General features: G+C 55.6%; 18 protein-coding genes and 1 tRNA gene. 7 read left to right on the top strand and 12 right to left on the bottom strand.

What is annotated here, in order from left to right; genetic code table 11:
- Window positions 1-9 precede the first annotated feature (9 nt).
- The 4 genes from BUE18_RS07930 to BUE18_RS07915 form a co-directional block, all read right to left on the bottom strand.
- On the bottom strand, window positions 10-1062 hold the full coding sequence (locus tag BUE18_RS07930) for an alpha/beta fold hydrolase (protein WP_073474664.1): 1053 nt from the start codon (window positions 1060-1062) through the stop codon (window positions 10-12).
- A 12-nt stretch (window positions 1063-1074) separates the two neighbouring features.
- On the bottom strand, window positions 1075-2076 hold the full coding sequence (locus BUE18_RS07925; RefSeq protein ID WP_073474662.1) for an MBL fold metallo-hydrolase: 1002 nt from the start codon (window positions 2074-2076) through the stop codon (window positions 1075-1077).
- Complete coding sequence (locus BUE18_RS07920) at window positions 2073-2900, bottom strand: SDR family oxidoreductase (RefSeq protein WP_073474660.1); 828 nt, start codon at window positions 2898-2900, stop codon at window positions 2073-2075. Before BUE18_RS07920 ends, BUE18_RS07925 begins: the two co-directional genes overlap by 4 nt.
- 111 nt (window positions 2901-3011) lie before the next feature.
- Window positions 3012-4826: an acyl-CoA dehydrogenase gene (locus BUE18_RS07915; protein WP_073474658.1), complete on the bottom strand. Its 1815-nt coding sequence runs from the start codon at window positions 4824-4826 to the stop codon at window positions 3012-3014.
- A gap of 343 nt (window positions 4827-5169) precedes the next feature.
- Between BUE18_RS07915 and ptsP the strand changes: the two genes are divergently transcribed.
- Window positions 5170-7461 carry a phosphoenolpyruvate--protein phosphotransferase gene (gene ptsP, locus BUE18_RS07910; RefSeq protein WP_083610854.1) on the top strand — a complete coding sequence of 764 codons (2292 nt, stop codon included), beginning with the start codon at window positions 5170-5172 and terminating at the stop codon, window positions 7459-7461.
- Window positions 7462-7962: 501 nt separating this feature from the next.
- Here ptsP and BUE18_RS07905 read toward each other — a convergent pair.
- The 5 genes from BUE18_RS07905 to BUE18_RS07885 all read right to left on the bottom strand — a co-directional run bounded on the left by BUE18_RS07905 (window position 7963) and on the right by BUE18_RS07885 (window position 11865).
- Entirely contained in the window at window positions 7963-9072 is a 1110-nt protein-coding gene (locus tag BUE18_RS07905; protein ID WP_073474654.1) for a DUF3187 family protein, read from the bottom strand.
- Between the two features lie 139 nt (window positions 9073-9211).
- Window positions 9212-9287, bottom strand: a tRNA-Arg gene (locus BUE18_RS07900).
- 48 nt (window positions 9288-9335) lie between these two features.
- The gene (locus BUE18_RS07895) at window positions 9336-10670 is read right to left on the bottom strand and encodes a bifunctional folylpolyglutamate synthase/dihydrofolate synthase (protein WP_073474652.1); all 1335 of its coding nucleotides are present in this window, start codon (window positions 10668-10670) and stop codon (window positions 9336-9338) included.
- Between the two features lie 96 nt (window positions 10671-10766).
- Window positions 10767-10979, bottom strand: coding sequence for a 30S ribosomal protein S21 (gene rpsU / locus BUE18_RS07890; protein WP_012609352.1), 213 nt, complete (start codon window positions 10977-10979; stop codon window positions 10767-10769).
- 208 nt (window positions 10980-11187) lie between these two features.
- Window positions 11188-11865, bottom strand: coding sequence for an adenylate kinase (locus BUE18_RS07885; protein WP_073474650.1), 678 nt, complete (start codon window positions 11863-11865; stop codon window positions 11188-11190).
- 238 nt (window positions 11866-12103) lie between these two features.
- Here BUE18_RS07885 and BUE18_RS07880 point away from each other — a divergent pair, with 238 nt between their 5' ends.
- Entirely contained in the window at window positions 12104-12202 is a 99-nt protein-coding gene (locus BUE18_RS07880) for a 30S ribosomal protein bS22 (protein WP_073474648.1), read from the top strand.
- 713 nt (window positions 12203-12915) lie between these two features.
- Here the strand turns inward: BUE18_RS07880 and BUE18_RS07875 are convergent.
- Window positions 12916-13416 carry a deoxycytidylate deaminase gene (locus BUE18_RS07875; protein WP_073474646.1) on the bottom strand — a complete coding sequence of 167 codons (501 nt, stop codon included), beginning with the start codon at window positions 13414-13416 and terminating at the stop codon, window positions 12916-12918.
- A 551-nt stretch (window positions 13417-13967) separates the two neighbouring features.
- Here BUE18_RS07875 and rsgA point away from each other — a divergent pair.
- From rsgA to BUE18_RS07850, 5 genes are all read left to right on the top strand, one after another.
- Entirely contained in the window at window positions 13968-15050 is a 1083-nt protein-coding gene (rsgA, locus tag BUE18_RS07870; protein WP_073474892.1) for a ribosome small subunit-dependent GTPase A, read from the top strand.
- Between the two features lie 577 nt (window positions 15051-15627).
- Window positions 15628-17301, top strand: a complete 1674-nt coding sequence (locus BUE18_RS07865) for an FAD-dependent oxidoreductase (RefSeq protein WP_073474644.1) — start codon at window positions 15628-15630, stop codon at window positions 17299-17301.
- 434 nt (window positions 17302-17735) lie between these two features.
- Window positions 17736-18752: a TRAP transporter substrate-binding protein gene (locus BUE18_RS07860; RefSeq protein WP_244549296.1), complete on the top strand. Its 1017-nt coding sequence runs from the start codon at window positions 17736-17738 to the stop codon at window positions 18750-18752.
- A 214-nt stretch (window positions 18753-18966) separates the two neighbouring features.
- On the top strand, window positions 18967-19992 hold the full coding sequence (locus tag BUE18_RS07855) for an ABC transporter substrate-binding protein (protein WP_073474642.1): 1026 nt from the start codon (window positions 18967-18969) through the stop codon (window positions 19990-19992).
- 59 nt (window positions 19993-20051) lie between these two features.
- Window positions 20052-22043 carry an ATP-binding protein gene (locus tag BUE18_RS07850; RefSeq protein ID WP_073474640.1) on the top strand — a complete coding sequence of 664 codons (1992 nt, stop codon included), beginning with the start codon at window positions 20052-20054 and terminating at the stop codon, window positions 22041-22043.
- 54 nt (window positions 22044-22097) lie between these two features.
- On the opposite strand, the gene BUE18_RS07845 is transcribed toward BUE18_RS07850, so the two are convergent.
- The gene (locus BUE18_RS07845; RefSeq protein WP_073474638.1) at window positions 22098-22976 is read right to left on the bottom strand and encodes a HEAT repeat domain-containing protein; all 879 of its coding nucleotides are present in this window, start codon (window positions 22974-22976) and stop codon (window positions 22098-22100) included.
- Between the two features lie 25 nt (window positions 22977-23001).
- On the bottom strand, window positions 23002-23196 hold the full coding sequence (locus BUE18_RS07840; protein ID WP_073474636.1) for a YgaP family membrane protein: 195 nt from the start codon (window positions 23194-23196) through the stop codon (window positions 23002-23004).
- Window positions 23197-23349 lie beyond the last annotated feature (153 nt).

The following is a 23349-nucleotide window of genomic DNA, read 5'->3' as shown; positions in this document are numbered from 1 at the left end:
AGTGTGAAATTAAATAAACTCCATATCGTGCAAAAAGCCGTACCACGCCTGGCCCCGGAGCTTGCCGTTAAAGACCATCCAATGCCCGCCTGTCATGAAGGTGCAGCGTATTCCCTGCCATTTGCGGCAAAGGGCTTCCACGTACTCAAAGGGGCAAAGCCTGTCCCCTTTGGAGGCGATGACCAGGATGCGGTCCCGGGGTATTTTCGGCCTGAGGTGCAAGGGAGAATGAAACTCCCACACCTTGTTTACCTTCTCCTTCATGGATTTGTCCATAGCAAAGGGCATGGAAACCGTGTCCGGGCCGATGGGCTTGGAAAAGTTGACGGCCGGCACCATCATGGCTGCAAAGGAGTGCATGTCGCTCAGGCAGGAGAACAAAGAGGCGGTGTAGCCTCCCATGCTGGCGCCGATAAGCCCCAGCTCCCCGGCGTCCCTTTTCTTCAGCAAAAGCAAGGCGCTGGCCAGATCGAACATGATCTGCCCCATGAACTCGGCGGTCATGGGCACGTTGTCCGGCTGCAGGGCGATGTTGGCCGCCCCCGGGCCGGAAGGCGCACGCTCCCAATGAAAGGGGGCGATGAACAAAGCCACGTCCAGGCCCATGTTATAGAGCTTCTTGACCTTGAACATCCTTTCCGCCTGATCCGGCTCGCCCAGCATGAATCCGTGGAGGCAGACCACGGTCTTGCGTCCGGGCTCCCCGTGGGTCCATCGGAGCATATGGGCGGTGCGGTTTTCCAGGTAGGAAGCGTATTCCTCCCGGAGGAGCGGATTTTTCGCTTCAAACCCGCTTTCCCAGGTGATGTGCTCCCGTTGGCCGTCCAAAAAGGGATCCCGGTTTACGGAAGGATATTCGGGCGGCGCCTCCGGCAGGTCGAAGAACGAGGCCGGATCGTCCGCGTATCCCTGGTCCAGGTAGAAGTCCACCTGGGCCATGTAGGAGTCCTTGTCCACAACCTTTGATTTGGCGAAGGGCTTCAATATTTTGGGCAGCATCAAAAAGACGCCGTCCACGCAGCCGCCGGCGAAGTCCAGCGGTTTGGATAGCTTGTTTAACATGATTGTTCCCGCTTAATTCCTGAACACCCTCAGGCGGTTTTTTTCCAAGGCCAGGCAGACCTCCCCCTCTTCCTCCAGGACCTGCAGGTGCGTGTACACCTCGGATATGGCCAAATACATTTCCATGGGAAAGCGAAGGTTCAGCTCAATATTGGGAAAGAGCCTGCGGGCGATGGTGAACACGGATTCGTCCTTGGGGCGGATCGAAGACAGCACCCTTTTCTGCCTGGCCCTAAAAGCCTTCCGGTACATGTCGATCACGGATGCCAGGTCGCGGATTCGCTTGCCGTGTCCGGTATGCAGCACGGCCGGCTCCAGGGCCTCGATGCGCTGGATGGAGTCGTAAAACTCCATCTGGCTTTTCCGCTCGGGCAGGCCGGGCCAATCCTCCAGCATGGGCAGGGCGTTGGGCGTGATGTGCTCCAGGACGTGATCGCCGGAAAACACCACGCCGTCCTTTTCCAGGTACAGGCAGACCGATCCCCGGGTATGGCCTGGGGTGCGCACCACCGTGGCTTCGTGCCGGCCCATGTCCAGCTTTTGTCCCTCCTCCATGACGGCGTCCACGGGGCAGTTGTCGGCCATGCGGGCGAACACATAGTTCAGGGCCATCATCAGGGGCGGAAAAATTTTCGGCACGCCCATGGTCTTCAGAAAATAGGTCATGCTGGAATTGGGAACCGTGGCGCCTTGCTCCACGCCGCGGATATCCTCTTCCGTGGCCACCAGTTCGATGCCGTACCGCGAGGCATCCTTGATTTTCCTGGCCCCGCCGTAATGATCCAGGTGCCCGTGGGTGACCACAATGCGGTCGATGTCCGAAAAGCTGAGCCCCAGTTCGCCCAGAGCGGCGCCCAGACGCCCCACGGTTTTGGAGGTTCCCGTATCCAGCAGGGTGACGGTGGCGCCCACAAACACATAGGCGTTGACCGGTCCGGGCTGCTTGCCGGGCAAAGGCAGAGAGATTCTATGCACGCCGGGCATGATTTCCCGGCTGAGTCGAGGCATTGTCATGAGGATTCGCCCACGCTTTTGTCGAACCGATGATAGCCCATGGACACCAGTTTATACCAGATTTCCGGACACAGGCGCTTGAGGGTCCAGACCAGCTTGCCGTCCCAGGGCGTGACCACGTAGAGCTTGTTCTTTTTAAGGGCTTTCATGGCGGCCTTGGCCACCTTTTCCGCCGTGGTCCGGGAGGTGCTGAAAAACTTCTCCGCCATGTCCCGCTGCCGGTCGTCCGTGGAATTGAACTGATCCATTAAGTTGGTTTTAAAAAAGGTGGGGCAGATGACCGTAACGCCGATGTTCTTGGTGGAAAGCTCGCTCCGAAGAGTTTCGGACAGAGCGATGACCGCCGCCTTGGTCACGTTGTAGCTGGCCATCTCGGGCAGGCAGGCTATGCCCGCGTTGGAAGCCATGTTGATGATGTGCCCTTTGCCTTGCTTTTCCATCAACGGAATGAAGGCGCGGCACCCGTGGATGACGCTTTTCAGGTTCAGGCCGATGATCCAGTCCCATTGGTCCATGGGAATTTTCTCCATGAACCCGGCGCCGGCCACGCCAGCGTTGTTCACCACAACGTCCACCCCGCCCCATTCCTTTTCAAGCAGGACGGCGGCGTTTTCAAGCTGCGCGGCGTCCGTGACGTCGCACAGGATTTTAAGGCCCTGGCCGCCCTTTTGGGCGACCAGGTCCACCGTTTCGTCAGCGCGTTCTTCGTTGATGTCAGCCACGCCGATTTTCCAATTTTCTTTGGCGAACTCCAAGGCCAGAGCTCTGCCGAATCCACTTCCCGCGCCGGTGATGATCACCCGCTTGCCAGGAAATTTCCTCATATCCCCCTCCAGTTTTTAAGTTTTTTTCAAGGCGCCTTCATACGCGTCAGTTCAGCATCGATTTCGATGGGAAGCGACCCGTATCTCATGAAACGCCTCGCCGGCTTGGCGCTATCCGCCGAAGCAGGAGTCTGCAATCTCCAAGGCGGCCGGGTTTGTGATGGTGATGGAATCCATCTTGCCCATGGTCACGGGGAGCATGTTGAAGATGAAGAACTCCGCCGTTTTGACCTGTCCTTCGTAATATTCCTTTTCCACGGCTTTTTTCTGCTTTTCGATTTTCGGAGCGGAAATAACCGCACGCCACAGGAGCATCCAGGCCATGATCACGTCGCCCATGGCTTCCAGGAAATGGGTGGAGTGGGCGAAGGCGGCCTTAAACTGCGGGCTGACCGCGGTTTTGCCCAAATGCATGGCGGTTTCGCCCAGGCGGTTGCATGCGGCTTCCACTTTGGCGGCCATGTCTTCCAGGCCGGGAATGGCTTTTGCCTGGGCCACGGTTTTGGCGACTTCACCCATGAATGACATGAAGATGGCGCCCTTGTCCATGCCCAATTTGCGGCCGATGAGGTCCATGGCCTGAATTCCGTTGGTGCCTTCGTAGATGCTGCCGATCTTGGCGTCCCGGAGGATCTGCTCCATGGGGTATTCGCTGATATAGCCGTAGCCGCCGTAAACCTGTATGCCGGTGGAGGCCATTTCAAAGCCCTTGTCCGTGCAATAGGCTTTGATGACGGGCGTGTAAAGCTGGATGAGCTTGTTGAAGCGGTCGGCTTCTTCCGGGCTTTCCGCCAGTTCTTCCTTGTCGAACAGGTCGGCCACGTAATAGATGAAGCTGCGCATGCCGTCGGTGTAAGCCTTCATGGTAAGCAGGTTGCGCCTGACGTCAGGATGGTTGATGATGGCGACCGGCTTGGCCTCCTTGTTGGCGCTGTCTTCCAGGGCGCGGCCCTGGATTCTTTCCTTGGCGTAGTTGCAGGCGTACATGTAGGCCACGGAGGCGGCGGAGAAGCCCTGGAAGCCCACGTTCAGACGGGCTTCGTTCATCATGAGGAACATGACTTTCATGCCCTTGTTTTCCTCGCCCAGCAGGTAGCCGCGGCACTGGCCCTTGCCGCCGAAGGCCAGGGAGCAGGTGGCGCTGGCGTGGATGCCCATTTTTTCTTCGATGCCCGTGCAGACCACGTCGTTGGGTTCGCCCAAAGAGCCGTCGTCGTTCACCCAGATTTTGGGCACGATGAAAATGGAAATGCCGGCGGTTCCCGCGGGAGCGCCTTCAATCCTGGCCAAAACCGGATGGATGATGTTTTCGGTCAGGTCGTGCTCGCCGTAGGTGATGAAAATCTTGTTGCCGGTGATGGAATATGTGCCGTCGTCGTTTTTCTTGGCCGTGGTGGAAAGGTTGCCCACGTCGGAGCCGGCTTCGGCTTCCGTCAGAACCATGGTTCCGCCCCATTTCGCCGAATACAGGTTCTTTAAATACAGTTCCTTTTGCTTTTCCGTGCCGAAAAGTTCGATCATCTTGCCGGTGCCGTGGCCCATGGTCACGTAGCCCAGGCACACGCCGCAAGCGCCCATGAGGTATTCGATGATGGGCTGCATGATCAGGGTGGGAAGGCCCTGGCCGCCCAGTTCGGGATCTTCGGTCACGGATCCCCAGCCGTCTTCGGCCAGAATCTTAAACGGCTTGTGAAACACTTCCGGCACAAAAACCTGATTGTTTTCAAAACGCAGGCCGGTCTTGTCCGCTTCCGAGTTAATGGGCAGAAGCTCTTTCAAGGCCAGGTTCCTGGCTTCGGTAATGATGAGGTCGAGCGACTTTTTGTCCAGGTCCGAGTATTTCTTATGCTTGTTAATCTTGTCGGCTTCCAGTTGCTCGTACAAAACAAATTCTATGTCTCTGCGGTCGGCAATTACTTGTGCCATGGATAATACCTCGCTTGCTCGGTTAAAAAGTATGGGGTGAAAGAGGGCGTCAGAAAACGCCTGCCTACAGTAATTCCCGGCGGGGAATTGTGTCAACCCAAAAACCGAGCAATCATTCGATTTCCTGAATGAAAATGCAAGCCGCAGCATACTCGGCCTTTGATTTCAGGCGGCGCCGGAACAGACCGAATCTTCGTGAAAATTTCCACAAGGTCCGTTGTCCGGGTTCGGCTTGATTTTTGCTATGGACATCAGCATAAAGCCGATTATAATATGAAGCCGTGGGTGCGAAAGTCCAACAGCCAGACCGAAGTACACTCCAACTCAAACCAAAGAGGGCCGTGTGGCGCCATTTGTAAATACAGACAGGGTTGATCTTCATTTAAAAATAATACAGGAGATCAGCGAGTTAATAAACCATGCCCAAGGATTGGATGCGGTCCTTTCCCAGGTGGTGGAGAAGATCGCCAAGTCCCTGCACTTTGACGTCGTGTCCATTTATATCTGGGATCCCGCCCTGGAAAAACTGGTCATGCGCGGAAACTGGGGGCTTAACTTTGAGCCCGGAACGTCCATCATGCTTTCGCCGGACGAGGGCATTACGGGCTCGGTTTTTTCCAGGCGCCGGGCCATGGCAGCCATGCCGGCCTCCCAGCATCCAGACTTTAAGTACTTTCCGGATTTGGGGGAGGATAAATACGAAGTATACATGGGCGTGCCCATTTTGCTCCAGAGAAAAGCCCTGGGAGTTCTGGTCGCCCAGACGGCCAGCACCCGGCCCTTGCTGCCGGCGGAGCAAACCCTGTTTGAGATCGTGGCCTCCAGGCTGGCCGGGCTTTTGGAAGTGGCGGACAGGCTGGAAAGGCTGGGGACGGCCCCAGGGGCGGTTTCGGCCCGGAAAACCCTGCAAGGCAAGGGGGTGTCCGGAGGCCCGGGCATCGGCCCTGTGTACCTGTTTCGCGGGCTGCTGCACAAACTGCCGTTAAGCGGCATCGCCGGCCAGGGCGTTGACGAAGAAATGGGACGGTTTAAAAAAGCCGCCAACGTGGCCAAGCAGGAGTTGAAAGACCTTTCCGCCGTCATGGCCAACGAGGGCAAGATTTCCTCCCACGACGCCGCCATCTTTGAGACCCACAGCATGATGCTGGAAGACGGCCTGTTTCTCCGGGAGATCGAAGGCCTGATCACGGAAGGCAATCTGTCCGCCGAGGAAGCGACGGCCAAAGGCGCCGAAAACGTGGCCCTTCGGTTTGAGAGCCGGGGCAACCCCCTGCTCATGGAACGGGCCGTGGACGTCCGGGAGGTCGGAGAAAGAGTCCTGGCGGCCCTGTTCAAGTTGAGCGGCCGCAAAATCAAAATGGAATCCCCGGCCACCGGCTGTGTTGTAGTCGCCAAGGATTTGGGGCCTGCGGCCGTGGCCCGGCTGGAAGGCGCCAAGCCCGCGGCCATCATCACGGAGCGCGGCGGGGAAAACTCTCATACCACCATCCTGGCCAGATCCATGGGCATCCCGGCTGTCGTCGGAGTGCAAGGCGCAACCAAGCTCTTGGCCTCGGGCCAGCAGGTCCTGGTGGACGGCGACACGGGTTTCGTCTTTGTGGAGCCCAACGCCGGGCTTATCGAAGAATACGAAAAAACCTTTGAGGAAAGCCGCCTGGTTCAGGCGGAAATCATCGCCAGGGCGCAGGAGTCCGACCTGCCCTACGGCTATCAGGTGGACGTAAACGTGGGCTTTCCCTCGGACGTGGCCACGGCCAAGGAACTTGGCATCGAGAACGTGGGCCTGTTCCGCACGGAATTTTCCTTCATGCGCTTTGACGGCTGGCCCACGGTGGAGGAGCAGATTGCCGTTTACCGGGAGGTAGGGGATCTTTTCCCCGGCGACATCACCGTGCGCACCCTGGATATCGGCGCGGACAAACGCCTGCCTTATTTCGCCTTTCCCGACGAAGCCAACCCCCTTTTGGGGCTTCGGTCCATCCGGTTTTCCATGGAGTATCCGGACCTGTTCCGGGAGCAGATAAAAGCCATCCTCTCCCTGGTCAAACAGGGGCATCATTTTAGAATTCTGCTGCCCATGATCTCCCGCATCTGGGAAGTGGAAACCGCCCGGGAAATCCTGGAGGAAACCGTGACCGACCTGGCCATGCCCCCGGGCGCGGTCCCGCCCATGGGAATCATGGTGGAAGTGCCCGGCCTGTTCCACCAGTTGGAGGATTACAAGGACCTGGTGGACTTTTTCTCCGTGGGCACCAACGACCTGATCCAATATCTGCTGGCCGTAGACCGGGATTCCAGCGTGGTGGGGCATTTGTACTCCGGGTATCATCCTTCGGTTATCAGGATGATGAAAAGCCTCAAGGAAAAGGCCGACTTCATCAGAAAGGACATCGCCGTGTGCGGCGAAATGGCTTCCATCCCAGGCGGCGCCCTGGCCCTTTGCGCTCTGGGCTACCGGCATTTTTCCGTGCCGCCCTTCCAGGCGCCGGGCGTCAGGTACCTTATCCAAAGCGTCACCCAAGACAAGCTGGATCAGGTGGCGGACGCCATCCTGGGCCTGTCCCACGAAAAAGACATCCGCGCCTACCTGGACCACTGCATCGAACAGATCGATCCCCTGCTGTTGGAAATTTAGGAAGCATATAGAGGCCGCAAAGCCTTTCTGTTTGCGTCCTGTCTGCCGTACGGAAATCTTGCCTGGTGGCAGGGCAAGCCCTGATGCCACCTTGCGAATTCATCCTCTCCGCCGAGGGAGGCAGTATGGGCGCACAGATTGCTGCGTTTGCAGAACGCGCGGAGCGCGTTTTGGCAGGCACGGGGGCCTGCAACTACACTGCGAATGAAGCCGTTGCGGCGGGAAGTGGATCTATTGGATTCCAATATGCCTGTGCTGCGGGTAGGGTTTGGGTATCCCAACCTAAAAAGCGGTTTGCCGCGCAGTTTTTCGGGTGGCCCAGGCAAAGCAGCATCGTGCCTGGGCCACCCTCACCATGGGCAGGGCAAGCGCCCTGCACCCCATGTTTTCGAATGAGGCAGTTATGGCGATGGGCGCCTTTGCAGGTCCTTAATCCACTTGCGCATTGCCGATAGGGATTGGTTCTCCCAACCCGAGAAGCGGCTCGCCGGTCCTCGCCCATCAGATCCTAAACGTCAAGCCCCAATGCAGGCCGAAATCCGGGCTGTTGTCGTAGGCGATGATGTTTTCCAGGATTCCCAATTCCCAAACAAGGCGCTTGGTCAGACGGCCTTTAAACCCCAAAGTGACTTCGTGGGAAGGCTCCTTGAATCCCCAAAGGTCTTTGCACGACCCATCGGAATAAAGATATTGGACCAAAAAGGAGGCGGACTCGTGAAAGTTCCATTCCAGGCCGGCCAGAAAGGAGGTCTGGGTGCGTTCGAATTCGATGGTTTCCATTCGCGTGGACCCGTACCAGAAAAATCCCGGAACCAGATATCCATGGAACGGCCCCATCTTTTTTGCCAGAGAAAATGATACGCCCATGTCCACGGGAAAATCCCGCTCCATATCAAAGGCGTTCCAGATATCGTATCGAAAGGACAGAGAATAGGAAAAGGCGGGCCAAACTTTTCCGCCGGGCGTCAGGTTATGCTGCATGACCAGGGCGATGTTCTGGGAAAAGGCGCCTTTGCCGCCTTCCCAGGTTATTTTCTCCTTGCCGCCGGGGGGCCAGACGTCCACGTTCACTTCGCCGTAGGCGGCCTTGTCCCGGCCGTCCTGGTCCAGATTCAGGGTCTCGTGAAAGTTTTTGATAAATCCGTCCAGCATGCCGTTCAGCATGCGTTGCTCTTCAAAAGAAAGCTCGAACAGGATTTCGTGAAAACGCCTGGACAGCGAGGCGGTGCTGTGGAGGGTTTCGTAGTCCATGAGATATTTGCCGGGCTCGTTCACCCAGGTATTGGCCAGGGTCTGGGTCAACCGGAATTCCCAGCTATGCACGCCCAAGGTGCTTGGAGTGCGGGGCAGCAAGGCCAAACGCAAAGATTGAAACGGGGATTGGGAGGGCATTCTTAAAAGGCCGTAGCCCACGTTGGGGCCGGCCCAGGGTTTGAAGCGTTTGATTGGCGTCGTTTCAGTTTTTTGGGAATACTCAGTTTCTTCCGAATCCGGGCTTTGGCCGGCCAAAGCCGTCTTGACCGGGCAAAGGGTAAAAAGAAACGCTGCGGCAATGGCGGCTAAATGAAAAAGAAGGGGGAGTCCTTTGTATATATTCCTATAGGTTAACATGCTTTATTAATATACCGTGAAGACGATTCCAGGCAAGAAAAACATGGTTTTTATTAACAAAGCAAAAAACAGGGACGGCTTGCAGCGAGTCAGATGTTTTCAGGGGGATTTTAGACCGGTCTTATCGGCGAGAAAAAAATGGCGCGCCCGGTAGGAGTCGAACCTACGACTTCCAGTTCCGGAGACTGGCGCTCTATCCACTGAGCTACGGGCGCGTGAAAGGGGTTATATATGTCAGGAAGCCTTGAAAATCAAGCGGAAAATCAACCCGGCCCCAGATTTCGCGGGGAAAGGGAGCTAAAGGACTCGTCCTGGATCAGGCCCATGTCCTGCAGGGTCTGGCGCGCTTCCCCCACGATGTAAAGGGAACCCGCCACGACGATCACGTCCGTATCCCTTGCGTTTTCCAGGGCGTATTTTACGGCTTCCTCCACGCTTGGCTTTTCCACGAACCGGTCCTTTTTGTTGCGGATCAGGGGCGTCAGGTCTTTGGTCGCCACAGCCCGGCCTATTTTGGGGCGGGTGATGATGATCTTGGCTGCCAGGGCTTCCAGCATGGGCAGCATTTTTTTGTACGGCTTGTCGTCCAGAAAGCCGGTGATGACCGTGACGTCGCGGCCGGCGAAGGTTTCGGCCAGGTATTTGGTCAGGACCTTCATGGCGGCCAGATTGTGGGCGCCGTCCAAAATCACCATGGGGGATTCCTGGATGGTTTCCAGACGGCCGGGCCATTTCACCTGCTCCAGGCCGGCCCTTGCCTGCGCTTCCGAAATCTTGGCGCCGCGCTTCATGAGGGCCTGGCAGCCGGCCAGGGCCAGGGAGGCGTTAGGGATCTGGTACTCGCCCTTCAGGCGGCATTGCAGGCCTTTCCAGGCGTGATCCTGTCCGTAAAAATTAAAGCCTCCGCTCTGCAGGCGGCGTGTTTTGAAATCCCTGCCCATGCGGTACAGGGGCGCCTTATTTTCCGCGGCGGCCGCTTCCACGGCCTTGACAGCGTCGGGCTGGCGCACGCCCGTGACCACGGGAACGCCCGGCTTGATGATCCCGGATTTTTCGTAGGCGATCTGGGCGATGGTGTTCCCCAGATACATTTCGTGCTCCACGGATATGTTGGTAATGATGCAGAGTTCCGGCTTCAGCACATTGGTGGCGTCCAGGCGGCCGCCCATGCCGGTTTCCATGACCGCGTAATCCACGCCGGCCTTATCGAAGGCGTACAGGGCCATGGCCGTGGTGTATTCGAAAAAGGTGGCGTGCCGCTCCAGCCCGGAAACGCTTTTGACGGCCTGATAAGCCTCCAGCACCTCGTCGTCCGAGATGGGCCTGCTGTTAACGGTGAATCGTTCGTTGATGTGCACCAGATGGGGCGAGGTGTACACCCCCACCTTGTATCCGGCGGCCCGGAGGATGGACGCGGTATTCTGGGCCACGGAGCCTTTCCCGTTGGTTCCGGCGATATGGATGCATTTGATGCGCAGGTGGGGATCGCCGATGCCTTTCAGCATGGCCGAAATGGTTTCCAAACCCAGTTTGATGCCGAAGCGGCCGAGGGAGAACAACTCTTCCATGGCCTGATTGAATGCATTAATGTCTGTCATTACTCAATATCCGATTGATTTTTTTAAAGTCAGCCAACAAAAAAAAGCAGGGGCGCAAGGCCCCTGCTTGAATGTGCTGCACTTGGCGTCGCAGGTTTAACGACGGCCCCTGGACCGGGCCTTTCTGGCTGCGGAGCGAAGACGCCTGACCGACTCGCGCTGCTTGCGCCGGCGGCTTTCGCTGGGCTTTTCATAGGCTTTTTTCATTTTAAGCCTGCGGAAAAGCCCGTCATTTTGAATTTTTTTCTTCAAAACGCGCATGGCCTTTTCCAGGTCATTGTCAAAGACTTTGACCTCAAGATCCTTCACGTTTCCCAAGACTCTCAACCCCCTTTCATATGGAGATTATCAGTCTGAGCGCCATAGCACGGCGCCAGATTGAAAACAACAAAAAAGGGCGGGCCCAGGATGGCCGGGGCCGTTTTTTTCGGGCGCGATGCTTCCGCCCAGCCCATGATATTAGGAACGGGCCGAATCGCTCCCGTCAGTTAGGGGAAAAAGTCCCTTAAAAACCTGCTTATCCCAGTTTGCCGACCAGTTCTTCGGTCACTTCGGGAACGCTGGGTTCGCCGTTCAGGGTGACGTATTTCAGGGAGCCGTCTTTTTCGGCGATGGCTTTGAAGTAGTAAGCAGAAGCCAATGTTCCGGTGTCCGTGTCGTAGTAAATGTTGTGACGCTTGTCGATGGCGTCTTCATCCTGGTCGTCGGAGCGGGCGCTCAGGGCGCCGCCGCACACGCGGCATTTGTCTCCATCGGGCTTGATGGCGTCGATGAAAATGTTGTTGGGATGGTTGTTGTCGTTTTCGCAAAGCCTGCGGCCCATGATGCGGTTCTTGGCGATCTGGCGGTCCAGGATCATTTCGATGACCACGTCCAGAGCCATGTTGGCTTCCTTCAGGGCTTCGTCCAGTTTGACGGCCTGTTCCTTGCTGCGGGGGAATCCGTCCAGCAGCCAGCCGTTGGCGCAATCGTCAGCCTGGAGGCGGCCAAGGATCATGGGGATGGTGATTTCGTCAGGAACCAGGTCGCCCCTGTCGATGTATTCCTTGGCCTTTTTGCCGATTTCAGTGCCCTTGGAAATATTTTCGCGGAAGATAGCTCCGGATTCAATATGCGGAATATTATACTTATCCTTTACGATAGAGCCCTGGGTGCCCTTGCCGCTGCCGTTGGGGCCGAAAAACAGTATTCTCATCTTGGTAAAACTCCTTTCATGGGTTTAGGCGGCAGAATTGTCGCCGTGAATAACTTCACAAACTGATTCAAAAAATTTTCTAATGAAATGGACTTTTATTGTCAAGGCGAGAATGACTCTAGGGACCCAAGTTTTTTTGTTTTTCGTTAAAAAATCCTCCGGGGCGTTCTTGACAAGCCGGAGCATAGGGGATATAAAGCCTCTTTTGTAAAGATTAACTTCTAGAGGAGGTGATCCATTGGGAAGCGTCATTAAAAAACGTAGAAAGAAAATGCGCAAGCATAAACACCGCAAACTCCTTGCCCGTACCCGGCACCAGAGGAGAAAGGGCAAGTAAATCATATTTGGTGTATAAGGATGGGAAAAGGCGCGCACGCGCCCCTCGCCCATCCTTTTTCACCCGTTTCCCCAAGAGCGCACGGCCTAAGGGTTCGCAGGACGCCTGACCAGTCCAGGCGCCGCCACTCCATGGGGAATGCGGGTTTTTTTACCGCCCTGTTCGCTAAAAGAATCCACAAAAGGCGCAACCGACCATGTAATACCGGTCTGGTGCGCCTTTTTGCGTTCACAGGACAGATTGCAGGTTTTTCTTCGGATTTATAAAGGCTTCTCCCCCCTATAATAGTTCCTGACAAACATTAAACAGCGGACGCCCGGTTATTGGAGACGGGACGACGCTTGGTCCCCGATGATAAGGGGCGGCCCAGGCACAGCAGTACCGCGCCTGGGTTGCTTAGCAACAAAAGGCGCGGCCGGAAAGATGGTTGAAATTGATGTTGGCCGTCGGGCGGATGACGGCGGTTAGGGCTCGTTCCCATGCTTTGCGTGGGAATGCACATGAAATTATCTGAAATTTAAATATTTTCGTTCATATGAAATGGATTGAATTCATGATTTTGTTTGGTTTTGGCAGAAGCAGCCTTCCGCCGCGCATTATTGGATTTCCAGTGACAATTGGGGCGCACCTTCTGCGCTGACGCGCCCAGGCAATATACTGCCTTGCCCGGGGCGCCCGTAAACATTTTCTAAATAGACCTTCCAAATCATGAATCACACACAATCCTCGGACAAACGGATGGTGACGGACTCCCGGCAGCCGGAGAGCTTCCGCCATTTGACCCCCGCCATTTCCAGCATGGTCTTGGAGGCCCTGACAATGTCCGTTTCCGCGTATTTGTCCGAAAGATAGACGATTTCCTTAAGCCCGGACTGAATGATGATCTTTGCGCATTCATTGCACGGAAACAAGGCCACGTACAAGGTGCAGCCCTCCAGGTCGGATACGATGCTGTTCAGGATGGCGTTCAACTCTGCATGGCAGACGTAGGCGTATTTGGTGTCCAGGGTTCCGCCCTCCCGGGCCCAGGGCAATTCGTCGTCCGAGCAGCCGGTGGGAAAGCCGTTGTACCCGATCCCCACGATCTTCTTTTTGCGATTCACCACGCAGGCGCCCACTTGGGTGTTGGGGTCCTTGCTTCGTTGGGCCGACAGACAGGCCACGCCCATGAAATATTCATCCCAGGTCAAATAGTCTAGTCGTTTTTCGCTCATAACACCCTTGATTTTATATAGGAAATTAGAAAATCAGTCCCAAGGATCTCTTACGCCGGTCACAAAGATTCCGTGTATTTCCAAAATGGAGCCCGCACATTAACACACCGTTTTAAGAAACTCAAGCAGCGGAGAATATTGCATATACATCTGCCTGCAAATAGTTTCCGGGCCGCCGCCCTCCAACATGCTTGACAAGCGGCCGCCCATCCTGTTATTGCACGGCCGAAAGGGACGCCCTTTGTCCCCGAATCTTACTCAACCATGGCGCTCTCCGCGCTTATGGAGGTTTTTTGTTCAACAGCATGAAAATGGATCTTGTGACCGCCGCCCTTGCAGGCATGCAGCCTTAGGCGGATTATTGCACAAGACCGGCCTCGGCCGGAAAAACATCCCGCGCAGGAGCTGACTTCTCCTGCTCTCATCTTGACAGCGCAATACCGCCCTATAGCTGCATCCTCCGACTTGTTTTATTTATCCTGTTGATTTTTAAGTTTTTTTAAGGCGCCATTATGTGTTGGCGCATTGTGTATGACATGGAGGATAATGTCATGAGTTTGGATAATTTGGGCTGGAACGGCTTTTTTGAAAATAACGCATATAGCTTTGACGACCCCAACCTGACCCCCGCTCGGATTATTGGAGTCAGAAAAAACGCCTTTATCGTGCATGACGGCGACCGGGAAATATTGGCGACCGCCGCGGGCCGGTTGTATCATGACGACAGCCCGGACAGCCTGTTTCCCGCGGCCGGGGACTGGGTTTTAATGCGAGACGCGATCATCGCCCACGTTCTGCCCAGAAAAAACGCCCTCTCCCGCGGCGCCTCGGGCGCACGCCACGGCCGGGCCGAATCGGCGGTGCGGGGGCAGGTGATCGCCGCTAACCTGGACACGGTGTTCATCGTCTGCGGCCTGGATCGGGACTATAACGTCCGGCGCATCGAACGGTATCTCACGCTGATATACAACTGCGGATGCAGCCCGGTGGTGATCCTGAACAAGGCCGACCTCCACCCCGCGCCCCAGGATTGCGCGGCCGAGGTGGAATCCGTGGCTTTCGGCGTGCCTGTCTTCACGATTTCCGCGCGAACGGGGGAAGGCGTGGAAGTCCTCCGGCAATTTATACCCACAGGCCAGACCGCGGCCCTGTTGGGCTCGTCAGGCGCCGGAAAGTCCACCCTGGTCAACCAGTTGTCCGGCGCGGAAATCCGCGCCGCCAAGGAGGTGAGCGAAGCCGTGGGTAAAGGCGTGCACACCACCACGACAAGGGACATCATTCCCATACCCGGCGCGGGAATGATCCTGGACAATCCGGGCATCCGGGAAATCGCCCTGTGGGACGATGCAGGAGGCATTGACGAGGCCTTCCCGGACATCCAGGCTTTGGCCCAGGAATGCCATTACGCGGACTGCACCCACGAGCACGAGCCGGGATGCCGGGTTCGCGAAGCCGTGGAGATCGGCGTGCTCAAACCGGCCCGCTTGCAGAATTATCTCAAGATGCAAAGGGAGTTGGAATTTTTGAACCAGCGCCAGGAAAAATCCGCCAACCGGGTGGAAAAGGAGCGATGGAAGGAAATCGCCATCTACCAAAAGCAATTTAAAAACAAAAAACGGCCGCGCATAGGATAAGGCCCGGCTTGGCTTTTGACAAAAATATAAGCGCTGGGCTTAAAAGTCAGGCGCGCCGGAGGCCCCGCAAACACGGGGCGCCCGGCCCGCCTGCCTGTAAAAGACCGCCTCCGGCGGCCCTCTTTTTGAAAATGGAGGGGCAAATACCTTTAAAATGCGCTGCGCGCGTGGGATTAATAAAGTTTGTCATTCCCAAGCGTAGTTGACGGGAATCCAGCGTCCTTGGTCTTTAAATCAACAAGGACGCTGGGTCCCCGCGTTCGCGGGGATGACGGCTTGACGCACTCGCGTGGGGGTGCGGTCTTCCGACCTCTGTGCACGGCAAGCGCGGCCCAAAAGACCGGCGGCTTTGTCCGGGTTTTCCGTTTTTTCCATTTTGGCGGGCGGGCTTGCAAGGACGCCGCTCTTTTGCTCATAGCATACCTCACTTTTTTCAGCATCCTGACAGTTAATCTGAAAGTATTTCCAAATCCTGAACTAAAATCCGGCTTGTATGCCGCCGGGTGTTGATACGCCGCGCTGACCGTGGTAACGAACCTCGGGTTGTATTTGCTAATTTCAGGAGGAGTAATACACAATGAACACCCCAAAAATAGTTATTGTCGGCGGAGTCGCCGGCGGCGCTTCCTGCGCTGCGCGCTCACGCAGGCTTTCGGAAGAAGCGGAAATCATAATGATCGAGCGGGGGCCTTTTGTGTCCTTCGCCAACTGCGGCCTGCCCTATCACGTGGGCGAAGTCATCAAGGAAGAGGAGGACCTGCTGGTGGCTTCCCCGGAGTTGTTCCGGGATCGCTTTGCCATTGACGTGCGCATTCAGTGCGAAGTGACCAAGATCGACCGGGAAAACAAAACCGTCACGATCCGCAGCATGACCACGGGTGAAACCTACGACGAGACCTACGATTACCTGGTCCTGTCCCCGGGCGCCGCGCCCTTGCGTCCGCCTTTGGAAGGCATCGACCATCCTGCCGTGTTTACGGTGCGGAACATTCCCGACATCCGGGCCATCAAGGAAATGACCGGCAACGGCCAGGCCAAGAGCGCCGTGGTGGTGGGCGGCGGATTCATCGGCCTGGAAATGGCGGAAAACCTGCACCACATCGGCATGCAGGTTTCGGTCATTGAAATGGCCGAGCACGTCATGCCGGTTTTGGACAAGGAAATGGCCACCATGGTCAACGAGCACCTGGACTCCATGCGGGTGGATTTATACCTGGGTTCGGCGGTCCAGAGCTTTGAAAACGGTCCCGACGACAAGCCTTTGGTGAACCTTGCTTCGGGCGAGCAGATTGCAGCGGATATTGTCATCATGGCCATCGGCGTCAGGCCCGAGACCGGGCTTGCCAAGGCAGCCGGCCTGGATCTGGGCCCCCGGGGCGGCATTGCGGTGGACGGGTTCATGCATACCAATGACCCCAACATATTCGCCGTGGGCGACGCCGTGGAAGTGGAAGGCTACGTCATGGGCGGCAAGCGCCTGATTCCCCTGGCCGGCCCGGCCAACAGGCAGGGCAGGCTGGTGGCTGACGTCATTTTGAACCCGGACAAGCCCAAGCCTTTCCGCGGAGTGCAGGGCACGGCGGTCTGCGGCGTATTGGGCATGACCGTGGCAAGCACGGGCGAGACGGAAAAAAGCCTGGGCCTCATGGCCAGGGACGGCAAGGTCATCGAGTATGAAAAGGTGTATAGCCATCCTTTCAGCAACGCCACCTATTATCCCGGCGCTCAGCAAATGTCCTTCAAGCTCATTTTCGCCAAGGAGGACGGCAGGGTTTTGGGCGCCCAGGCGGTCGGACTGGCCGGCGTGGAAAAGCGCATCGACGTGGTGGCCATGGCCATCCAGATGGGCGCCACGGTTTACGACCTGGAGGAAGCGGAATTATGCTACGCTCCCCAGTACGGCTCGGCCAAGGACCCGGTGAACATGGCGGGCATGATCGCGGCCAACGTGCTTAAAGGCGTGTCCAAAATCGTCCATTGGCCCGAGTTGGAAAATTTCGACGGAATCCTCATAGACGTCCGGGATCCCGAGGAATACGCCACGGGCTTCGCCGAAGGCGCCATCAACATGCCTTTGGACTCTTTGAGAAAAAACCTGGATTCCCTTCCCAAGGACAAGGAAATCTGGGCATACTGCTACGTAAGCCAGCGCGCTTATTTTGCGGAGCGCATTTTGACGCAGCACGGCTATAACGCAAAAACCGTTTCCGGCGGCATTTTGTCCTACTGGGCCGCCGACGCAGACGCATAAATTTTCATAATGTGTTATAATGCCTCCGGGCTGACAGGCTTGATTAGTCAGCCCGGAGGCAACAACTTGAGCGGACCGTTCCGGCCCGCCTGCATTTCTTGAATCGTAACAATTCGCTTTTTATCATTTTATTGAGGACGCGGGACGGCGGACGCCGACTTTTTACGCCAACCTGCACGCATGCCGTTTGATGCATACTCCCGGGGTGAGTTCTTTCCTCTTTGCCGAAAACGGGTGGAACAAAGAGACGGACTCAGGCCTTAGACCCGAACCATAAATCAAGCCGGACATGGCGCAAAAATCAATCCTCACATAAAATGGCGGCAAGGGAAAATCCCTGGCTGTTTGTTTAGTCAATCGCCCTGTTTTAACGACTTGACGGGGGGGCAAGCCAGGAAAACGCTAAGAACCAAGCTAAACGAGAGGTGATTGTGGTGAAAAAACAAGCATTTTTACTGATTGTATGGGCCGCGCTTTTTTCCGTCCTGTTAGCCATGCCGGCCGGCGCCGAAGAATGGAAGGACCGCTGGAAGTTCGGAACCATCGCTCCGGACGGAATCGGCTGGGCCAAGCAAATTAAAAACATCGTCATCCCGGCGGTGGAAGAGGCCACCCAGGGCACGCTGGAAGTCAAGGTCTACTGGGGCGGCGTCATGGGCGACGACGAGGACTTCGTCTCCAAAATGCGCATCGGCCAGTTGCAGGGCGCAGGCTGGTCCGGCCAGGGCGTTCTCATCGCGGTGCCGGAAATGGAAGTGGTCACCCTGCCCTTTTTGTTCAACAATTACGACGAGGTGGATTACATCAAGCAGGAAATGAGCGAGGAGTTTGATGAAATCGCCAAGAAAAACGGCTACATGTGCATAGCCTGGATTGACGAGGACATTTGCTCCATCTATTCCACCAAATATGACATGAGCAAACTCCAGGATTACAAGGACGCCAAAATCCTGTCGTGGTTCGGCGATGTGGAGGAAAGGCTGTACAAAAGCCTGGGCGCCAGCCCCATCTCCGTGAATATGCCTGAAGCGCCGCCGGCCCTGCGCCAGGGAGTGGGCGACGCCATCACCGCTTCCGCGGCCTGGATCCTGGGAACCCAGCTTTACTCCTCCATCAAGTACGTGAGTCCGTACAAGTTGCGGTACGCCCCGGCCATGATCGCCGTGGACTGGAAAACCTGGTCAACCATGCCCGAGCCCTATAAGGATCACTATTACAAAATCCGCGCCGACGTGGTTAAGCGCTTTGTCGCCGGGGTGCGTTCGGACAACGCAAAGAGCCTGCAAGCCATGAAGGAATACGGCCTTAAGGAGATGCCCGTAAGCCCGGAAGAAATGGCGGCGATCCGGAAAAACGCCGTCACCATTTGGCAGGAAAGCCTGGATTCCCCGGACACCGGAGAAATTCTGGAAGAGTTGCTGGAGCACCTGGAGGATTTTCGCGCCAAGTAGCCTTTCGCTCCATGCCTCACGCTGAGTATAATCTTCCGGCCACACGCCGCCCCGATTCCGCGTTGACCTTATCAGCGGAATCGGGGCGGAAGCCATAGCAGCCGCAGATCCGCCGTTCCTTTTCAAGCCGCCGTCTTTCTGTAGCGTGGCCTGTATTTTGCATATTTTTTTACCCCATTAACGAATGTTTTTTGTTAGATGCAAGGGAAACGCCATGTCGATCATCAGGCAATTGGTATTGATTTTCGCGGTGTTGGCCATAGGCTTTGGGGCGTATTGGGCGTCTCATACGAAGGAAAGTGTCCAAGAAGCGCCTGAAATCATGGAAAAAGTGCGCCTTGCCGTGCCCAAAGGCGTTATCACCGCTCCGGTCCTGTTAGCCCAGAGCAGGGGATTTTTCGCCGAAGCAGGCCTGGACGTGGCCTGGGAGGACGAATACTCCAGCGGAAAGACGGCTTTTGAGGCCATGCTGCGAGGCGAGGCGGACGTGAGCGTCGTGGCCACCACCCCGGTGGTGGCCAACGGTTTCAATCGGGACGATTTTTTTATATTTTGCACCTTTACGACCAGTTATGAGGGAGTAAAAGTAATTGCCCGTCAAGATCTTGGCGTAAAGACCGCTTCCGACCTGAAAGGCAAGACCGTCGGCTTAGTACCCGGAACCATTTCTCAGCTTTTTCTGGATTCCTTGCTGGCTTACAACCGCATTCTGCCCCAAGAGGTCAACACGCAGCCCATTAAACCGCAAAATGCCGCAGACCTTTTAAAATCAGGTGAGATACAGGCTGTTTCCATCTGGGAGCCCCATGCATACACGGCCTTAAAGGATAATCCGGGCCGCGCTGTGAAAGTCCCGTCATCAAGCGTTTATCGGATTTCCATTTGCACGGCCTCCACAAAGGATTTTGCCGCCAAGAGTCCAAACGTCCTGAAAAAAATAGTACTCGCATTAAAAAGGACCACAGGTTTCATGAATGATCAGCCGGCGCAGGCGCAAAAGGAATTAGGCGAACTGATTAACATGGATCAGGAGCCTCTCACCTTGTTTTGGAAGGAAACGAGCTTCAGGCTTTCCCTTGATCAGGTGCTGCTAATGACCATGGAAAACGAGGCGGCCTGGATGGTAGAGAACCGGTATAGGGATGACAGGCTTATTCCGGATTTCACCCGATTCGTATATTGCGCCCCCCTTGAGGAAATAGAACCCCAAGCGGTGACCATTGTCAGGCAAAAAGGATGACTCCCTCAAAAAAAAATGCCAACCATCTATAGTTTCGGATTTGCTCTAAGGAGCCGGGAATGAAAATATCCACCAGATTGCGGTATAATGCAGCGGCTTCCGTAGTCCTTGTATGCCTGTTGTTCGTTCTTCTCTTAAGTTTTTCCCAATCCATGAAAAAGCAAATCGAAACCTACAATTACGCTAATGAATTGCTGCATAAAACCAGTACATTAAACGCCCTCACCCACGAATACCTTATGAAGCACGATCAACGCTCCGAAAAGCAGTGGCGTTACCAGTTTGACGACATCATGGACTCCATAGGGCGCCATGAAAACTCAGAACCCATGACCCGGGTGCTTAACAACCTGGACATGCTCAAAAACCATTACAACAAGCTGAACATAGAAATTCAGGCCCTCAAAGCCATGGATCCGAAAGCCATCAGCGAGGAGGAAAGCAAACGCTTTAAGTTCTCCAAAAGACTGTTATCCGATCAGATGCAAATTTGCTCCCAGCGGATTTTGACGCATGTTTTCCGCGTAAGCACGGAGGCCTCGCAAAAACTCGACGAGCTGCGCGCCCGCAGCATATACGTCCTGCTGCTTTTTGGCGGATTCATGGTGTTCATCACTGTGGTAAACGCTTTTACAACGCTCAACCGCATCGCCCGCCCCCTTGCGGACCTTGTCAAACAAGTCAATGTCCTGGAAAAAACGGACTTCAGCAAAGGCGTCCCCCAGGAAACAATGTGGGATACCCCCAACAAAAACGACGAAGTAGGCAGGTTATGGGCGGCCTTTGGGGATATGAAAATCCGCCTGGCCAAGGCTTTTGGAAAAATCAACCGGGAGCTGAAAGAGCGCCAGTCGGCTGAACAGGAAGTTCGGGAAAGAAACGCACAGCTGAAAGAATTGCAGGACATGCTGGAAAGCATCATCAACTCCATGCCGTCCATGCTTGTGGGCATTGACTCGGAGGGGAGGATTACCCATTGGAACTCGGAGGCTGAACGGCAGATTAATCTCAACATGGCCCAGGCCCAAGGCCAATATTTACAGGATCTTCTACCGGCCCTTCGCCCCTGGTTGAAAAAGGCCAAAGGGACGATCAAGGAGGGCAGGCCCTTTAAGTCTGAAAAACAGCCTCTTGAAATCAACGGCAAGGAGATCCATGCAGACATCACCCTTTTTCCCCTTGTATCCGGGCGGCGGAGCGGCGCCGTCATCCGGGTGGACGACGTGTCGGAACGGGTGGCCTTGGACGAAATCATCATCCAGTCGGAAAAAATGCTGTCAGTCGGAGGGCTTGCCGCAGGCGTGGCTCATGAAATCAACAATCCCCTGGCCGGCATTCTCCAAAACATGCAGGTGGTTATCAATCGGTTGTCCACGGAGTTGCCCAAAAACAAAGCTGTCGCCGAAAAATGCAACACAAGCATGGAAGCCGTCAACGCCTACCTGGAAGCCAGGGAAATCATGCGGTTGTTATCCTTGATAAGGGATTCGGGCGAACGCGCTTCCGCCATTGTGGATAACATGCTTTCGTTCAGCCGCATGAATCGTCCCCAGCCGGAGCGCCGAAGCCTTGCAGAACTGACGGATAAGACCCTGGAGCTCGCCGCCAGCGACTATGACCTGAAAAAGAAATACGATTTCCGCAGCATAAAAATAATTCGCGACTATGAGGACTCCCTGCCTGAGGTCATGTGCGAGGCCGGCAAAATTCAGCAAGTCATGCTAAACTTATTGAGAAACGCGTCCCAGGCCATGACCAACGGAAGCTCGAAGAGCATCAATCCTGAAATTCGCCTGGGATTGCACCGGAACGGCGATATGGTGGATATTGAAGTGGAGGACAACGGCCCCGGAGTGCCGGAGGAACTTCGCTCGAAAATCTTTGAGCCCTTTTTCACCACAAAGGACGTGGGGGAAGGAACCGGCCTTGGCTTGTTCGTGGCGTATTTTATTGTGGTCAACAATCATCATGGCAGCATGCGGGTGGAGTCCGCGCCGGGCAAAGGCGCCAAATTCATCGTCCAACTGCCCATTGAACAGCCCCGTTCCTAGTCCTTTTCGCTGCTTCGCCAAAGCCCGCCCTGTTTATCCATGGAGCGGACCCGGCTAATTTTCCAACATTTTTAAGGCGTTCAAGGCGCTGCGTTTGATATCCATATTGGAGTCATTCAGCAGCCGGCGGATTTCCTGCTCAAAGGCGCCAAGGGTTTTGAGGTCGCAGTCCATGAGCCGTTCCAAGGCGAGCCTGCGCACCCTGTGATCCTCGTCCGAAAGGCAGGGTTTTATAAGCAGATGGGACTCCTGGTCCCTGTGGGAGAAAGTCAGCAAGGCCAGGGCGGCCAGGCGCAATTCCGGAGCTTGGTCCGTAAGGTATTGTTTGTAAATGTGGGAAAGCTGGAGCTCCGGCCTTTCCAGCCTCCATAAATTGAATAAAATGGCCCGTTTTTCCTCCAAAGGAGCCTCTTCCAAACGCTCCAAAAGCAAAGGCAGAGCCCTGGCGTCCCCGCAATTGCAGAGTGAGTTGACCGCAGCCAGCCTTACGCCCAGGTCGTCGTCATACAAGCGCCGGGTCAGCAAGACAAAGGCCGGGGTGTTGCATTGCCAACCCATGGCGGTTGTGGCGTAACGCCTTAGGTTCGCGTCCGGGCAGACAAGGTCTTTTTCAAGCAGATCAATTACGGGTTGTGCGTCCTTCACAAAGGGCAGAACGGCGCAAAGCTGCACCGCGGCGTAATGCCTGGTTCTGGGAGGCTGGTCTTCGTCTTTAAGAATGCCGTACAAAGGCTCGACCGCCTGGTCTTTGGCGTAGCCGGCCAGGAGAATCATGATCTTATGGCGGAGGGGGCCGTCGGCGACCGGCAGGACTTTGATGAGCTCCCGGACCGCCCGCTGCATATTTTCAGCGAACAGGTCCGGGGAATCCACATAATTGCGAGCCCTTTCCAGCAGCCTCTGGCGAGGCTGCAACAGGATCACCTTGGCCATTCAGTCGCCTCCTGTTACTCTGGTTTCAACACCCCTTGTCGACTCCCAGCTTGGTCAGGATGTCTTCCATCAGGCACCATTTGGTAAAGGCGCTTTGCAGGAGGTTCGCTCCCACAAAACCGGTCAAAAGCAGCCAATAGGGGCTGTGAATCAGGCTTAAAAATATGGAAAGCAGGATCATTGTTCCCGCAATAAGTCGAATCATGTGTTCCATCGTCATAACGCACCTCCCATCAGACAGGCCCAAAGCCTGGCGGCAATCGCAATGGGCCTTCTCTTCAAATAATATTTTCTTGTCAGGCGTATCCACCGGACTGTTATCGCCTTGCCTTTTATAACAATAATGCTTTTCCGGCCGAGATCAAATTTTCCG

It is taken from the genome of Desulfatibacillum alkenivorans DSM 16219 (genome assembly GCF_900142135.1).
Taxonomy (GTDB): domain Bacteria; phylum Desulfobacterota; class Desulfobacteria; order Desulfobacterales; family Desulfatibacillaceae; genus Desulfatibacillum; species Desulfatibacillum alkenivorans.
Note: the sequence above shows the minus strand (reverse complement) of the source record. Positions and strands in the feature narration are given on the sequence as shown.

Coding starts and splice junctions, on each gene's coding strand:
- BUE18_RS07930 (WP_073474664.1), bottom strand. CDS start 1,062: ATGTTAAACAAGCTATCCAAACCGCTGGACTTCGCCGGCGGCTGCGTG.
- BUE18_RS07925 (WP_073474662.1), bottom strand. CDS start 2,076: ATGACAATGCCTCGACTCAGCCGGGAAATCATGCCCGGCGTGCATAGA.
- BUE18_RS07920 (WP_073474660.1), bottom strand. CDS start 2,900: ATGAGGAAATTTCCTGGCAAGCGGGTGATCATCACCGGCGCGGGAAGT.
- BUE18_RS07915 (WP_073474658.1), bottom strand. CDS start 4,826: ATGGCACAAGTAATTGCCGACCGCAGAGACATAGAATTTGTTTTGTAC.
- BUE18_RS07905 (WP_073474654.1), bottom strand. CDS start 9,072: ATGTTAACCTATAGGAATATATACAAAGGACTCCCCCTTCTTTTTCAT.
- BUE18_RS07895 (WP_073474652.1), bottom strand. CDS start 10,670: ATGACAGACATTAATGCATTCAATCAGGCCATGGAAGAGTTGTTCTCC.
- BUE18_RS07885 (WP_073474650.1), bottom strand. CDS start 11,865: ATGAGAATACTGTTTTTCGGCCCCAACGGCAGCGGCAAGGGCACCCAG.
- BUE18_RS07875 (WP_073474646.1), bottom strand. CDS start 13,416: ATGAGCGAAAAACGACTAGACTATTTGACCTGGGATGAATATTTCATG.
- rsgA (WP_073474892.1), top strand. CDS start 13,968: ATGAGTTTGGATAATTTGGGCTGGAACGGCTTTTTTGAAAATAACGCA.
- BUE18_RS07865 (WP_073474644.1), top strand. CDS start 15,628: ATGAACACCCCAAAAATAGTTATTGTCGGCGGAGTCGCCGGCGGCGCT.
- BUE18_RS07855 (WP_073474642.1), top strand. CDS start 18,967: ATGTCGATCATCAGGCAATTGGTATTGATTTTCGCGGTGTTGGCCATA.
- BUE18_RS07850 (WP_073474640.1), top strand. CDS start 20,052: ATGAAAATATCCACCAGATTGCGGTATAATGCAGCGGCTTCCGTAGTC.
- BUE18_RS07845 (WP_073474638.1), bottom strand. CDS start 22,976: ATGGCCAAGGTGATCCTGTTGCAGCCTCGCCAGAGGCTGCTGGAAAGG.
- BUE18_RS07840 (WP_073474636.1), bottom strand. CDS start 23,196: ATGACGATGGAACACATGATTCGACTTATTGCGGGAACAATGATCCTG.